The organism is Bradyrhizobium sp. NBAIM01, from assembly GCF_020194115.1.
Classification (GTDB): domain Bacteria; phylum Pseudomonadota; class Alphaproteobacteria; order Rhizobiales; family Xanthobacteraceae; genus Bradyrhizobium; species Bradyrhizobium yuanmingense.
In genome coordinates this window covers 107239-121392 of the sequence record NZ_JADYVU010000011.1, presented here as the reverse complement: position 1 = coordinate 121392, position 14154 = coordinate 107239, and the positions used below count along the sequence as shown (strand labels likewise).

Here is a 14154-nt window from a genome sequence, read left to right as displayed (position 1 = left end):
AAAATCGATTTGCTGCAGAACCTGGTGCAGCAAATCCGGTGCTCTCGATCGCGAGAAACGGACGTTTGCGTTTTCGGCCGCAGCCGGACAAATAGGCTATGCATCCGCGAGACCAGACCATTTTCGCGCTGTCATCCGGGCGGGCGCCCAGCGCGATCGCCGTGGTCCGCGTCTCCGGCTCGCAAGCCGGCGCCGCGCTGACGGCGCTTGCGGGCCGGCTGCCGGCGCCGCGACAAGCGAGCCGTCGGCTACTCCGGGACGGGGCGGGCCAGCCGATCGACGATGCGGTCGTGCTCTGGTTTCCAGGACCGGCCAGCGCCACCGGCGAGGATGTTGCCGAGTTTCACGTTCATGGCGGCCGGGCGGTGCTCGCGGCGCTCTTCGCTGCAATTTCCGATATCCCGAATACGCGTGCGGCCGACCCCGGCGAGTTCACGCGCCGCGCCTTCGAGAATGGCAAGCTCGACCTGACCGAGGCCGAGGGGCTCGACGACCTCATTCACGCCGACACCGACCGCCAGCGCCGCCAAGCGCTGCGCCAATTCCAGGGCCTGCTTGGCGACCGCGCGCGCGAATGGCGCGAGCGCATCATCGAGGCCTCCGCGCTGATCGAGGCCGGCATCGATTTTTCCGATGAAGGCGACGTGCCGGCGGAGCTGCGGGCGCCGGCGGTGAAAGCGATCAGAGCGCTTCACGATGAAATCGCGAAAGTGCTTGCGGCACAGGGGCATTCTGAACGGCTGCGCGAGGGCCTTGTCGTTGCCATCGCCGGCGAGCCGAATGTTGGCAAGTCGACGCTGATCAACCAGCTCGCGCGCCGCGAGGTCGCGATCGTCTCGCCGCATGCCGGCACGACGCGCGACGTCATCGAGGTGCAGCTCGACCTCGACGGCTATCCCGTCACGGTCATCGACACCGCTGGCATCCGCGAGACCGACGATCCGGTCGAGCAGGAAGGCGTGCGCCGCGCCCGCGCGCGCGCCGAGGACGCCGACCTGGTGCTGTGGCTGGTGGAGGGCGGACAAGCCGTCGATCCTGATACAACGCGCTCGCGCTGGACATCGGCGGCCGGCGCTGCTTCGCCCGGCGGCTCGGTCTGGATCGTGCGCAACAAGATCGATCTCGGCGGTGGCGAAGGAGCCAGGCCGAGCGAGTTCGGGATCTCGGCAAGCCGGGGCGACGGCATGCCTGAGCTGGTCGAGGCCCTGGTGAAATTCGCTTCGGAGTTCTTCGGAACCACCGAGGGCGCCATGGTGACCCGGGCGCGCCAGCGCGAATTGTTGAGCCGGGCCTCAGCCAGCTTGCGCCGGAGTCTGGACCTTGTAGAACACGGTGAGGAGCTCGCGGCCGAAGAGCTGCGGGCGGCCGCCTATGCCTTGGGCCGGCTCTTGGGCCGGGTAGACGTCGAGGACGTCCTTGGGGCCATCTTCCAGAAGTTCTGCATCGGAAAGTAGCGCTAGTTCTTCATTGTAGAACTGGCCCTTGTTCCATTTCTTCTGTTTCACGTGAAACGGGGGTTCCGGTTCCGCACGGTGGTTTCTGGTCGTTTCACGTGAAACAGCGCCGGGGGCCCGTGTCGGTCGGCCGTTCCCATCTACAGCGAGAGCGCCGAGGCGACGGCCGTGCTTCGAGTCTGGTCATTGCGAGGAGCCCTTGCGACGAAGCAATCCAGACTGTCTCCGCCGCGAGACTCTGGATTGCTTCGCTGCGCTCGCAATGACGGAGTATGACGCGGTTGCCCCGCGTTCGACTGGCAGCTCCGCCAAAGAGACAATGGGACGTATCGGGGGTTGTGTTCGATGGTCGTGGAATTAGGCCCCGTTCCGTTTCACGTGAAACGCGATGTGGCTCAATGCCCCTCCTACTGTGCATGGGGTTGTTTTCGCGAAAGTGCTGCCGCCCTGGGCCCGCGCTTGTTTCACGTGAAACACGGCCCGCAGAGTTTCTACTTCCGGCTTTCTCGCCGCTAAGCTAGAAGTCCGTCCATGCGAACAGAGCGAGAGAGCTTCGACGTCATCATCATCGGCGGCGGCCACGCCGGCTGTGAGGCCGCGGCTGCGTCTGCCCGGATGGGTGCGACGACCGCTCTGGTAACGCACCGTTTCTCGACCGTTGGCGCGATGTCCTGCAATCCCGCCATCGGCGGGCTCGGCAAAGGGCATCTGGTCCGCGAGGTCGATGCGCTCGACGGCCTGATGGGCCGTGTGAGCGATGCCGGCGGCATCCAGTTTCGCGTTCTCAATCGCCGGAAAGGTCCTGCTGTACGTGGACCCCGAGCCCAGGCCGACCGAAAACTCTATGCGGCGGCGATGCAGGCGGCGATCCGCCAGACCGAAGGCCTTTCCGTCATCGAGGGCGAAGCCGACGAGCTAGTCGTGACCGATAGCAGGGTGACGGGACTGCGTCTTGCCGACGGCCGGGAGCTCCGGGCAGGGGCCGTTGTCGTCACCACCGGCACTTTCCTTCGCGGTCTCATCCATCTCGGTGAGAAGAACTGGCCCGCCGGCCGCGTCGGCGAGGCACCTGCAATGGGCCTTTCCAGCTCCTTCGAGCGTGCCGGCTTTACCCTCGGACGCCTCAAGACCGGGACGCCGCCGCGTCTCGACGGCACTACCATCGACTGGTCCGCAGTCGAGATGCAGCCCGGCGACGAGCCGCCGGAGCCGTTCTCGGTGATGACCGAGCGGATCACGACGCCGCAGATCCAGTGCGGGATCACCCGGACCACGGTCGCGACCCATGAGGTGATCCGGGCCAATGTCCATCGCTCTCCGATGTACTCCGGCCAGATCAAGAGCTCCGGACCGCGCTATTGCCCCTCGATCGAGGACAAGATCGTCCGCTTCGGCGACCGCGACGGTCACCAGATCTTTCTGGAGCCGGAAGGGCTCGACGACACGACCGTCTATCCCAACGGCATCTCGACCTCGCTTCCCGAAGAGGTCCAGCTCGCGATCCTCGCCAGCATCCCCGGCCTGGAGCGGGTGAGGATGGTCCGTCCCGGCTACGCCATCGAATACGACCACATCGATCCCCGCGAGCTCGATCCGACCCTCCAGACCAAGCGTCTGCGTGGTCTCTTCCTGGCCGGGCAGATCAATGGCACCACCGGATATGAGGAAGCCGCCGGGCAGGGCATCGTCGCCGGCCTGAATGCCGCGCTCTCGGCCAGCGGTGCCGCGCTCACCGTGTTCGACCGTGCCGACGGCTATCTCGGTGTGATGATCGACGACCTCGTAACCCGCGGGATCAGCGAGCCCTATCGCATGTTCACCTCCAGGGCCGAGTACCGGCTGACCCTGCGGGCCGACAATGCCGACCAGCGTCTGACCGAGAAAGGGATCGCTCTGGGATGTGTCGGCAGCGCCCGCATCAGGCATCATCGCGCCAAGATGGACGCCCTGAACGCTGCCCGGACGTTGTCGAAGTCCCTGACCATCACCCCGAACGAAGCCATCAAGCACGGGCTGTCGCTGAACCGGGACGGCCAACGCCGCTCGGCGTTCGAGCTGATGGCCTATCCGGAGATCGGCTGGAGCCAGGTCCGCGCGATCTGGCCTGAGCTGTCGGCCATCGATCCCCTCATCGCGACCCATCTCGAGATCGACGCCAAGTACGACGTCTACCTGGAGCGCCAGAGCGCCGACGTCGAAGCCTTCCGGCGCGACGAGGGCATGGTGCTGGCGGATGTCGATTACCAGCTCGTGCCCGGTCTCTCCAATGAAGTGCGCGCCAAGCTGGAGAAGGCACGACCGTTCACCGTCGGCCAGGCCGGCCGGATCGACGGGATGACGCCGGCGGCGCTCGGCATTCTCGCGGCCTATCTCCGCCGCGAGGCACGGAAGACTTCCAAAGCAATCGCATAAAGCCAATCGCATAGGCGTTTCACGTGAAACAGCGCGGATCGGGCGGAGATCGACCGCCATCGCGAAGACCCGGAGCGGGTGAGGGCGCCGGGCAGCGAAGTGAACCTGGAGTGGCCGGCCCGAAGATCAGCAAGGCCGCGGCCAACGACAAGGTGCTCGATTCGATCATCGCCGCTGACAAGACCGCCGCTATGAAGCTCGCTCCCGTTTCACGTGAAACCGAGGAGCGGCTTGATCGCTACATCGCGCTACTCCGGGAGTGGCAGGCCAAGACCAATCTCGTCGCGCCATCGACTTTGCCAAACCTCTGGACCCGGCACATCGCTGACTCGCTCCAGCTCGTCGATCTCGCACCGGCTGCAAAACGGTGGGCTGATCTCGGGAGCGGCGGCGGATTTCCCGGCGTCGTGCTCGCCTGCGTCATGGCCGGCACGCCTGGCGCGAGCGTCCATCTGGTCGAGCGAATCGCCAAGAAGGCCGCTTTTTTGCGCGAAGCGATCCGCGTCACCACATCTCCGGGAGTCGTACATCTCGCTGAGATCGGGGATAATGTGGATAGAATCACCGGCCCCGTCGATTGCGTCACCGCGCGTGCGCTGGCTCCGCTACATCAACTCATCGGCTTTGCGGAGCCGCTGATGAGCCAGGGCGCAAAAGCGTTGTTTCCCAAGGGTCAAGATGTAGAGGCTGAATTGACCGAAGCCGCTAAATATTGGAATATTCGGCCGCAGCTCCACCAAAGCCGCACGGGCGACGGCTGGATCGTGGAGCTCAATGCCGCCGAACGGCGCAACTGAGGCGTTGAGGGGTGAGTGGGGAATTGCGATGAGCGTGATTGACGAACCGCAGCAAGAACAGACGGCCCAAAAGACCGACGAGGTCCCCCACGGCCATCCGCGCATCCTCGCGCTGGCGAATCAAAAGGGCGGGGTGGGGAAAACAACCACAGCGATCAACTTGGGCACGGCGCTCGCGGCGATCGGGGAGCGCGTCCTGATCGTCGATCTCGATCCTCAGGGCAACGCCTCGACCGGCCTCGGCATCGATCGCCGCAACCGCTCCTGCTCGACCTACGACGTGCTGATCGGCGAAGCCGCCTTGCGCGAGGCGGTGGTCTCGACCGCGGTGCCGCGGCTGCACATCGCACCATCGACCATGGATCTCTCCGGCCTCGAGCTCGAGCTCGGCACCACGCCCGGCCGCGCCTTCAAGTTGCGCGATGCGATCGGCGCGCTCAACAACAACGTCTCGCCGGACGCCGACTACACCTACGTGCTGATCGACTGCCCGCCCTCGCTCAACCTGCTTACGGTCAATGCGATGGCGGCCTCGGATGCGATCCTGGTGCCGCTGCAATGCGAGTTCTTCGCGCTCGAAGGTCTGTCGCAATTGTTGCAGACCGTGGAGCAGGTGCGCTCGACACTCAATCCGAATCTGTCGATCCACGGCATCGTGCTGACCATGTTCGACTCGCGCAACAACCTGTCGAACCAGGTCGTCGCCGACGTCCGCCAGTTCATGGGCGAGAAGGTCTACAAGACCATGATCCCGCGCAACGTGCGCATCTCGGAAGCGCCGTCCTACGGCAAGCCGGTGCTGGTCTACGACCTCAAATGCGTCGGCAGCGAAGCTTACTTGCGCCTCGCCACCGAAGTGATCCAGCGCGAGCGCGAGTTGCGCACCACGCATTGACAATGCCGTAGGGTGGGCAAAGGCGTCTTCGCCGTGCCCACCGTCTTCCGCACACAATCGGTGGGCACGCTTCGCTTTACCCACCCTACGATAATTCAGTTCTGGAGTGCTGCACCGTGAATCCAAGGGAGCTGGCGATGGCCGACGAAGCGCGTTCGCGACTGGGCCGGGGTCTTGCAAGTCTGATCGGTGACGTCGGCGGCGAGGCTCAGCATGTCGATCGTCCGCGCGCGCAGCGCAAGGTGCCGATCGAATTCATCAAGGCCAATCCGCGCAACCCGCGCCGCACCTTTTCGGACACCGAGCTGAAGGAGCTCTCGGAGTCCATCAAGCAGCATGGCGTAATCCAGCCGATCGTGGTGCGTCCGGTGAAGGGCACGCAGGACCGCTTCGAGATCATTGCCGGCGAACGACGCTGGCGCGCCTCGCAGATGGCCGGGCTGCACGAGGTGCCGATCGTCCCGGTCGACATCAGCGACAGCGATGCGCTGGAATTCGCGATCGTCGAGAACGTGCAGCGCGAGGACCTCAATCCGATGGAAGAGGCGCAGGGCTATCATGCGCTCGCCAACGAGTTCAAACGCAGCCAGGAGGACATCGCCAAGGTCGTCGGCAAGAGCCGCAGTCACGTCGCCAACATGATGCGGCTGACCAAGCTGCCGGCGGAAGTGCAGGCCTTCATCGCGACCGGCGAGCTGACGGCCGGCCACGCCCGCGCGCTGATCGGCGTGCCCGATCCACTCGCCGCCGCCAAGCGCATCGTCGAGGAAGGTCTCAACGTCCGCCAGGCCGAGGCGCTTGCGCATGAAGAGGGCGTGCCGGAGCGCAAGCCGCAGAAGGCGCGCGCCAGCGGAGGCAAGGAGAAGGACCCCGACACGATCGATCTGGAGAAGCGCGTCAGCGACGCGCTCGGCCTCAAGGTCACCGTCAATCACCGCGATCCCGGCGGCTCCGTGCAGATCAACTACCGCAACCTCGATCAGCTCGACGAGGTGATGAAGCGGCTGGCCAAGGGCGCGCTGTAGAGCCATTTTCACACCACTCTCTCCACGCGTCATTGCGAGGAGCTCGCGACAAAATTGCGAAGCAATTTTGCGCTGAAGCGACGAAGCAATCCAGAATCTTTCCGCGTAGGGACTCTGGATTGCTTCGCTGCGCTCGCAATGACGTGGAGAGAGCGGAGGTCTAGCCCCGCCGTTTCGCATTCGCGGCGATCGCCATCAGCGCGCGTTGGGCGATGGCGGCGGCGAGGGTGGACTGCTTGCGCGTGTCGAGGGCGGCGGTCGCCAGCTGCTCGATCACAGCGGCGAGCCGCGCCGGGCTGAAATTGCGCAGCGCGGTTTCGACCGCGGGCTTTCGTGAAAAATGCAGGCGCGGAAAGCCGCCGTCGAGCACGGCGGAGGCAGGCGTGCCGTCTGCAATCGCCAGCGCGGATTTGTGCAGCCACGCGGCCTGGCGCTGCGCGGCCGAGATGATCACGCCAGGATAGGTCCCGGCGATCATCGCTTTCGCAAACTCGGTCTCGACGATGTCGGGCCGCCCGGCGAAGGCACCGTCGACGATCGGATCGAGCTTCAGCTCCGAGGCATCGGCGACCACGGCCATGACGTCATCCAGCGTGACCTCGCCCTTGCCATGGGCGTAGAGCGTCAGCTTGCGCAGCTCGTTACGCGAGGCCTGACGGTCGCCGCCGAGGAACGACATCAGCGCCGCGCGGGCGTCCGGCGCGATGCGCAAATTCGCGATCCGCAGCTCGTCGTCCATCAGCTTGGCAAGATCGCGCTCGGTGTCGGGATAACAGCCGATCGCCACGGCGGTCTTGGCTTTCTCGCAGGTCTTGCGCAGCGGCGATTCCGGGCGGAGCTCGCCGGCCTCGATCACGATGCGGCAATCCTTCACGTTCATCTCGGCCAGGGTCTCGATGCCGGAGGCAAAGCTGCGCGAGCCGGCGCGAACGCGGATGGCGCGTCGGCCGCCGAACAGCGGCACGGTCATGGCTTCGTCGACGAGGCGCGAAGGCTCGGCGGAGAGCTCGTCGCCGTCGAGCTTGACCAGCGAGAACGGATCGTTGGGATCGTCGACGCCGGACGCGATCAGCGCGTCGGCGCGCTCGCGCACGAGGCCGGCATCGGGACCGTAGAGCAGGATGATCGGACGGCCCGCATCGGGGCGGGCGAGGAAGGCGTCGATCTCTTTTCCGCGCAGTGCGACCATATCGTCCGATACTCGTCATTCCGGAATGCCTCGTCAGAAGGCGAATCCGAAATGACGGAAGCGTATTACGTTCCCGCGGTGAAGAACGAGGCGAGCCGGGTGGTGATGTTCTCGGCGATCTCGTTGGCGGCCCGGTCTTCGGCATCGCGCACGGCGCGGGTGCGCGAGAAGCGCTGATAGGACCCCGGCATGTCATAGGACACGCGCGAGAAGGTCGAGCCGGTCATCACAGACTTGCCGGTTACGACTTCGACCAGATTGTACTGGGCGTCGATGCCGAGATTTTCGCTGGTCGGCAATCCCGTTGCGGAGCTGACGATCAGGGAGGAGCGGCTGGTGGTGAAGCGGATGTCGAGCCGGTGGGTCGGCGGCATGCCCGTCGCCGTGCCGTAAAGCTTGAAGGCCAGCGCGTTGCGGATTTCGACGCCGACGCGGGCCTCGCGGGACGCATTGGGCTTGTTGATCGGGGGCAGCTCGACCCCCATCAGCTTCTCGCGCAGGCCCGGGGTGCCGTCGCTGCGCTCGGCATACATCGGCTGGAAGCAGCCGGCCGTCAGCGCCGCCAGTGCGGCAACTGCCAGCAAGCGGGCTGCGATACGGGTCCTAGCCGACAACATTCACGATCCTCTTGGGAACGATGATCACCTTGCGGACGGGCTTGCCGTCCAGGGCCAGCTTTACCGCATCGAGGGCCAAAACGGCAGCCTCGATTTCCGGATTTTGGGCCGCTGTTGCAACTGTGACCTCACCCCGCTTCTTGCCGTTGACCTGCACCACCAGGGTCACGCTGTCTTCAACCAGCAAATCGCGTTCGATTTGCGGCCAATCGGCCTCCGAAACCAGCCCCTTTTGGTCCAGAACCTGCCAGCACTCCTCGGCCAGATGCGGCATCATCGGCGAGAACAGCTGGACCAGGATCTGGCTGGCCTCCTGGATCGCCCAAGCCAAATCTGGAGCGAGATCCGGGGCGGGCTGGCCGGGGCGCTGGAGCACCTCCGAGAAGGCATTGGTGAATTCGCGGATATGGGCGAGGCAAACGTTGAAGTGCAGCCGCTCGATGCCGGCGGTGACCTTGTCCAGCGCGCCGTGGGCGGCCTTGCGCAACGCCGTGGCGTCTGGGCCGAAGCTGGCCGGCCGGGCTGCCGGCGCAGCCTTGCCGAGGGTGGCGGCATCGTTCACCAGCCGCCACAGCCGCTGCACGAAGCGCGAGGCACCCTGGACGCGCTCGTCGCTCCAGATCACGTCGCGGTCGGGCGGGGAGTCCGACAGCATGAACCAGCGGGCGACGTCGGCGCCATAGGTCTCGATGATGTCGTCGGGGTCGACCGTGTTCTTCTTCGACTTGGACATCTTCTCGATCGGGCCGATCGCGATGTCTTCGCCCGTCGTCAGCAGCGTGGCGCGGCGTCCGTTGCCGCCGACCTCGACCTTCACCTCGGCCGGCTGCACATAGCTGCCGTCGGCCTTCTGGTAGGTCTCGTGCACCACCATGCCTTGCGTGAACATGCCGGCGAACGGCTCGTCCAGCGCGATATGCCCGGTCGCTTTCATCGCGCGAGTGAAGAAGCGGCTGTAGAGCAGATGCAGGATCGCGTGCTCGACGCCGCCGATATATTGGTCGACCGGCAGCATCCGGTTGGCGACCGCAGGCGTGGTCGGCGAAGCCTCGTTCCAGGGATCGGTGAAGCGCGCAAAGTACCAGGACGAGTCCACGAACGTGTCCATGGTGTCGGTTTCGCGCTGCGCCTTGCCGCCGCATTGCGGGCAGGTGACGTGCTTCCAGGTCGGATGATGATCGAGAGCGTTGCCCGGCTTGTCGAAGGTCGCATCGTCCGGCAGCTTCACGGGCAGGTCGGCATCCGGCACCGGCACCACGTCGCATTTCGGACAGTGAATGACGGGAATCGGGCAGCCCCAATAGCGCTGGCGCGAAATGCCCCAGTCGCGCAGACGGAAATTCACCTGGCGCTCGCCGACCGGCGCGTTGCCGCGCAGCTCCGTCTCGAGCCGCTTCGCCACCTCTTCCTTCGCCTGCTCGATGGTCATGCCGTCGAGGAAGCGCGAATTGATCATGCGGCCGTCGCCGTCATAAGCGGTGTCGGTGATGACGAAGCTCTTCGGGTCCTGGCCTTCCGGGCATACGACGGGCGTGTTGCCGAGAGCGTACTTGTTGACGAAGTCGAGGTCACGCTGATCGTGCGCCGGGCAGCCGAAGATGGCGCCGGTGCCGTATTCCATCAGCACGAAATTGGCGACATAGACCGGCAGCTTCCAGGAGGGATCGAACGGGTGCACCGCGCGGATGCCGGTGTCGAAACCCTGCTTCTCCGCGGTGTCGATGATCTCCTGCGCGGTGCCGATCTTCTTGATCTCGGCAACGAACGCCGCAAGCTCAGGGTTCTTTGCGGCGGCGGCCTGCGCCAGCGGATGATCCGCCGAGATCGCCATGAACTTGGCGCCGAACAGCGTATCCGGCCGCGTCGTGAAAATCTTCAGCTCGCTCTCGCCGGCCGGCGTCGTCGCCGCATCCAGCGCGAAGCGGATCAACAGGCCTTCCGAACGGCCGATCCAGTTGCGCTGCATCAGCCGCACCTTGTCGGGCCAGCGGTCCAGCCCGTCGAGCGCCGACAGCAGCTCCTGCGAGTACTTCGTGATCTTGAAGACCCACTGGTTCATCTCGCGCTGCTCGACCACGGCGCCCGAGCGCCAGCCGCGGCCGTCGATCACCTGCTCGTTGGCGAGCACGGTCATGTCGACGGGGTCCCAGTTCACCTTGCGCTTCTCGCGCTCGGCAAGTCCTGCGCGCAGGAAATCCAGGAACATCTTCTGCTGGTGCTTGTAGTAGGAGGGGTCGCAGGTCGCGATCTCCCTGGACCAGTCCAGCGACAGCCCGATCGAGCGGAGCTGCTTCTTCATCGCGGCGATGTTGTCGTAGGTCCAGGCCTTCGGCGCCACCTTGCGCTCGATCGCGGCGTTCTCGGCCGGCAGGCCGAAGGCGTCCCAGCCCATCGGATGCAGCACGTTGAACCCCTTGGCGCGCATGAAGCGGGCCAGCACGTCGCCGAGCGTGTAATTCCGGACATGGCCGATATGGATGCGCCCGGACGGGTAGGGGAACATCTCGAGCACGTAATATTTCGGCCGCGGATCGTCGTTCTTGGAGACGAAGATCGCCTGCTCGTCCCAGAGGCGTTGCCAGCGCGGTTCGGCGTCGCGGGCGTTATAGCGTTCGGAGGTCATGGAATCGTTGGGTTTTCGTGGTTCGGCCGTCTCAAGACGGCGGACTAGGCCATAGAAGCCCTTAAGGGGTCAATGGGTTGCCGCGTTTTGGAACTTTGACTCCTCCGCATAACTACGAGGGTCCGCGTTGGGGTGTGATTAAGGCGTCGATGCCAAGTTGCAGCCCGACAAGGTCGCGTTACCGCACATGGATTCCAGCTTCGACGATCCCGATTACGACTATGCCGCGTCCGTCGCCCGGCGGGCGATGCGGAGCATGGCCGAACAGCGGATTGCACCGACCCCGGCCAACTTTGCCGTCTGGTTCCAGTATTTCGCGGGCAGCCATGACGATCTGCGCAACGCGATCGATCTCCTGATCGACCACAATCGTCCCTTCGACGCCCAAACCAATCAGGATCTGTTCGAGACCTACGTCGCGCCGCAGGTGAGTGCCGTCGTGGTCGACACCTCCGAGCGGCTGCAGGCGCTGATGGGGACGGCGAAGGAGTTTCTGACGACGGCGATCGCCGACAATCATTCGCAAATGCAGGTCATCAGCCAGGTGGCTGACCAGGGCAAGGCCGGCGTCGATCCAAAGCTGCTGGTTGCCCAGCTCATGAACGAGCTGGCGCGGGCGGCCACGCGGGCGACGCGGCTGGAGGCAGGCTTTGCGGAAAAGACCCGCGAACTCGACGTGATCCGCGATTCGCTGTCGCGGTCCGAGCAGCGCGCCCGGACCGACACGCTGACCGGGCTGGCGAACCGGCGGGCCCTCGACGAATTCCTGCGCAAGGCGCAGACGACCGCGGAATGGGGCGAGCCGCTCAGCGTGCTGATGCTCGACATCGACCACTTCAAGTCGTTCAACGACAATTTCGGCCACGGTGTCGGCGACCAGGTGCTGCGCCTGATGGCCAAGGTCCTGCGCGAGAAGGTTCGCGCGCAAGATCTGCCGGCCCGCTATGGCGGCGAGGAGCTGATCGCGGTGCTGCCGGACGCCGATCTCGCCGCTTGCGCCGAGATCGCCGAACGCATCAGGCGCGCGATCGCAGATTGCACGCTCACGCGTCGCTCCACCGGCGAGACTCTGCCCGGCATCAGCGTGTCGATCGGCGTTGCGCAATTCCGGGTCGGCGAGGCGATCACGGATCTGATCGAACGCTGCGACCGTGCGCTCTATCTCGCCAAGGGCGGCGGCCGCAATCGTGTGGTGACGGAGATCGAGCTCGATCGCGCCGGCGCTGCGGGCTAGCGGTCAGCGACGGTATGCTCCCTCGCCCCGCTTGCGGCAGGGCAATCGCATTTGAATTTTCGAGAGGCGTCAAGCTCGGCCATGACGACGTGGAGATAGTCGGTGCCCATGGCCCACATCTCATACGCGATAGCCTGCCGCAAGCGGGGCGAGGTGAAGAACCAGCGCTTTAGGCGCTCGCCACCATCATTATCTCGGCCGTGCTGGTCGCGATCGCCTGCACGCCGTGCTCGACGACATTGTTGCGGCCACGATGCTTGGCGGCGTAGAGCGCGGCGTCGGCGGCTTCGATCAGGTCGCCGGGACGCAAGGATTCGCTCGGCTTGGTCGCGGCGACGCCGATCGAGACCGTGACGATCATGTGGTTCGAGGTGATGTGAGGCAGGCAGAGCCTCAGCACGGCCGAACGCACCTGCTCGCCGATCGCGACGGCGCGCGTCACGTCGGTGTTCGGCAGCAGCAGGCAGAACTCCTCGCCGCCGTAGCGGGCCGCGAAGCCCATCGTGTCGGCGGCGATGCCGGACAGTGATTCGCCGAGCCGCGTCAGGCAGGAATCGCCTTCGAGATGGCCGTAGGTGTCGTTGAACAGCTTGAAATGGTCGACGTCGATCATCAGAAGCGCCAGCTCGCTGCCATATTGCTGCGCGCGCATCCATTCGAAATCCAGCCGGCTCTGGAAGCCGCGGCGGTTGGCGAGACCGGACAGCATGTCGATCGACGCCATCACCGTCAGGCGGTCGTTGCTTGCGATCAGCTCGCGCTCGCGCTGGCTCAGCTGCGCGGCCATCGCGTTGAACGCGCGGGCCAGCGGCACGAACTCGGCGGGCAGGCGATTGCGCGCGGCGCGCGCCGACAGGTCTCCCTCGCCGAGCCGCTTGGCCATGTCGGCGAGCATCTCGATCGGCTTGATCACGAGCTTTTCGGCGGCGATCAGCGCGCCGAGCAGGACGAACATGAGCACGAAGGCGAGCTGCAGATAGGCGGTGCGGATGTCGCGGCTGACCGCTGCGGACACCTTGTCTTCGTCGATGCTGGCGATCAGGCGGGCATTGGTGCCGGCGATGCGGATATAGCTAACCGCGCGGCGGGAGCCGTCGGCGGCGAGGAAGGACAGCGAACCCTCATCCTGATCGGAGCGCAGCGCCTTGTCGGCGATCGCGGACATCAGCGGCATGTTGTCGAGCGGACGGCCGACCGCGCTGTGCTGATCGGCCGGGGCCGCCAGCACGGTGCCCGCGCTGTCGACCAGCACCGCAGTGATGCCGGCGCGACCGCCCAGATTGTTCATGACCTTCGACATCCAGTCGAGATTGACGGTGGCGAGCACGACGGCATCAGCCACACCGCTGAAGGCGGAGACCGGATAGACCGCCATCACCGTTGGCGACGGTACCGGTCGCGACATGATGAAGTCGCTCAGCACGAAGCGGCCGGTTTCCTGGGCCTGCTGGAAGTACGGTCGGTCGCTGAGATCGAGACCGACATACATGTTGTTGGTGGCGCATTGGATGCGGCCGTCCTGGCCGGCGATCAGAAGCGTGCGGATCCAGGGCAGGCTCGACGGCAGGCTCGCGCGCAGCACGTCGCAGCTCTTGCTGATGCCGCCGGCGGAGGCGCGGATGAAGGCCTCCGATTTCAGAATGGTCTCGACCGACGAGATCACTTGGCGCTGCGCATCGGCGCTGTGCCTCGCCACCGTGGTGAATTCAGCCGCGGCCTGCGCAACTTGCCGCGCGCGCGTGTCTTCGAGGGAACGGATGCGCTCGATCATCAAGGGCGTCACGAGAATCACCGCGAGCAACGCAAGCCGCGCCCGGATACCGAGAACCTGCTTGAGTTTCGCGCGCTTGCGGTTGAGACTGACGCTTGCCATTTTCGCTACCCACCCCGCGGGCTAAGGTAAAGCGA

10 protein-coding genes are annotated in these 14154 nt (G+C 65.3%); 6 read left to right on the top strand and 4 right to left on the bottom strand.

Annotated elements, in window-relative coordinates:
- Window positions 1-98 precede the first annotated feature (98 nt).
- The 5 genes from mnmE to I6F31_RS28290 all read left to right on the top strand — a co-directional run bounded on the left by mnmE (window position 99) and on the right by I6F31_RS28290 (window position 6583).
- A complete protein-coding gene (gene mnmE, locus I6F31_RS28310) occupies window positions 99-1454 on the top strand; it encodes a tRNA uridine-5-carboxymethylaminomethyl(34) synthesis GTPase MnmE (RefSeq protein WP_225186459.1) in 1356 nt (451 codons plus the stop codon).
- Window positions 1455-1985: 531 nt separating this feature from the next.
- On the top strand, window positions 1986-3866 hold the full coding sequence (mnmG, locus tag I6F31_RS28305; RefSeq protein ID WP_225148204.1) for a tRNA uridine-5-carboxymethylaminomethyl(34) synthesis enzyme MnmG: 1881 nt from the start codon (window positions 1986-1988) through the stop codon (window positions 3864-3866).
- 191 nt (window positions 3867-4057) lie between these two features.
- Window positions 4058-4663: a 16S rRNA (guanine(527)-N(7))-methyltransferase RsmG gene (gene rsmG, locus I6F31_RS28300; protein ID WP_225142354.1), complete on the top strand. Its 606-nt coding sequence runs from the start codon at window positions 4058-4060 to the stop codon at window positions 4661-4663.
- Between the two features lie 28 nt (window positions 4664-4691).
- The gene (locus I6F31_RS28295; RefSeq protein ID WP_025033064.1) at window positions 4692-5558 is read left to right on the top strand and encodes a ParA family protein; all 867 of its coding nucleotides are present in this window, start codon (window positions 4692-4694) and stop codon (window positions 5556-5558) included.
- Between the two features lie 137 nt (window positions 5559-5695).
- Window positions 5696-6583: a ParB/RepB/Spo0J family partition protein gene (locus tag I6F31_RS28290; protein ID WP_225148205.1), complete on the top strand. Its 888-nt coding sequence runs from the start codon at window positions 5696-5698 to the stop codon at window positions 6581-6583.
- A gap of 160 nt (window positions 6584-6743) precedes the next feature.
- Here I6F31_RS28290 and holA read toward each other — a convergent pair whose 3' ends face one another.
- From holA to leuS, 3 genes are all read right to left on the bottom strand, one after another.
- The gene (holA, locus tag I6F31_RS28285; RefSeq protein WP_036024285.1) at window positions 6744-7772 is read right to left on the bottom strand and encodes a DNA polymerase III subunit delta; all 1029 of its coding nucleotides are present in this window, start codon (window positions 7770-7772) and stop codon (window positions 6744-6746) included.
- 65 nt (window positions 7773-7837) lie between these two features.
- Window positions 7838-8389 carry an LPS assembly lipoprotein LptE gene (gene lptE / locus I6F31_RS28280; RefSeq protein ID WP_036003091.1) on the bottom strand — a complete coding sequence of 184 codons (552 nt, stop codon included), beginning with the start codon at window positions 8387-8389 and terminating at the stop codon, window positions 7838-7840.
- On the bottom strand, window positions 8376-11012 hold the full coding sequence (leuS, locus tag I6F31_RS28275; protein WP_225186458.1) for a leucine--tRNA ligase: 2637 nt from the start codon (window positions 11010-11012) through the stop codon (window positions 8376-8378). Before leuS ends, lptE begins: the two co-directional genes overlap by 14 nt.
- A 187-nt stretch (window positions 11013-11199) precedes the next feature.
- Here leuS and I6F31_RS28270 point away from each other — a divergent pair, with 187 nt between their 5' ends.
- A complete protein-coding gene (locus I6F31_RS28270) occupies window positions 11200-12246 on the top strand; it encodes a GGDEF domain-containing protein (protein ID WP_225186457.1) in 1047 nt (348 codons plus the stop codon).
- A 169-nt stretch (window positions 12247-12415) separates the two neighbouring features.
- Here I6F31_RS28270 and I6F31_RS28265 read toward each other — a convergent pair whose 3' ends face one another.
- Entirely contained in the window at window positions 12416-14119 is a 1704-nt protein-coding gene (locus I6F31_RS28265) for a diguanylate cyclase (protein WP_225127963.1), read from the bottom strand.
- Between the last annotated feature and the right edge of the window lie 35 nt (window positions 14120-14154).

Excerpts from the sequence above, each read along its gene's own strand:
- rsmG (WP_225142354.1), top strand. The coding sequence starts at position 4,058 with ATGAAGCTCGCTCCCGTTTCACGTGAAACCGAGGAGCGGCTTGATCGC.
- mnmE (WP_225186459.1), top strand. The coding sequence starts at position 99 with ATGCATCCGCGAGACCAGACCATTTTCGCGCTGTCATCCGGGCGGGCG.
- I6F31_RS28295 (WP_025033064.1), top strand. The coding sequence starts at position 4,692 with ATGAGCGTGATTGACGAACCGCAGCAAGAACAGACGGCCCAAAAGACC.
- mnmG (WP_225148204.1), top strand. The coding sequence starts at position 1,986 with ATGCGAACAGAGCGAGAGAGCTTCGACGTCATCATCATCGGCGGCGGC.
- I6F31_RS28270 (WP_225186457.1), top strand. The coding sequence starts at position 11,200 with ATGGATTCCAGCTTCGACGATCCCGATTACGACTATGCCGCGTCCGTC.
- I6F31_RS28265 (WP_225127963.1), bottom strand. The coding sequence starts at position 14,119 with ATGGCAAGCGTCAGTCTCAACCGCAAGCGCGCGAAACTCAAGCAGGTT.
- leuS (WP_225186458.1), bottom strand. The coding sequence starts at position 11,012 with ATGACCTCCGAACGCTATAACGCCCGCGACGCCGAACCGCGCTGGCAA.
- lptE (WP_036003091.1), bottom strand. The coding sequence starts at position 8,389 with ATGTTGTCGGCTAGGACCCGTATCGCAGCCCGCTTGCTGGCAGTTGCC.
- I6F31_RS28290 (WP_225148205.1), top strand. The coding sequence starts at position 5,696 with ATGGCCGACGAAGCGCGTTCGCGACTGGGCCGGGGTCTTGCAAGTCTG.
- holA (WP_036024285.1), bottom strand. The coding sequence starts at position 7,772 with ATGGTCGCACTGCGCGGAAAAGAGATCGACGCCTTCCTCGCCCGCCCC.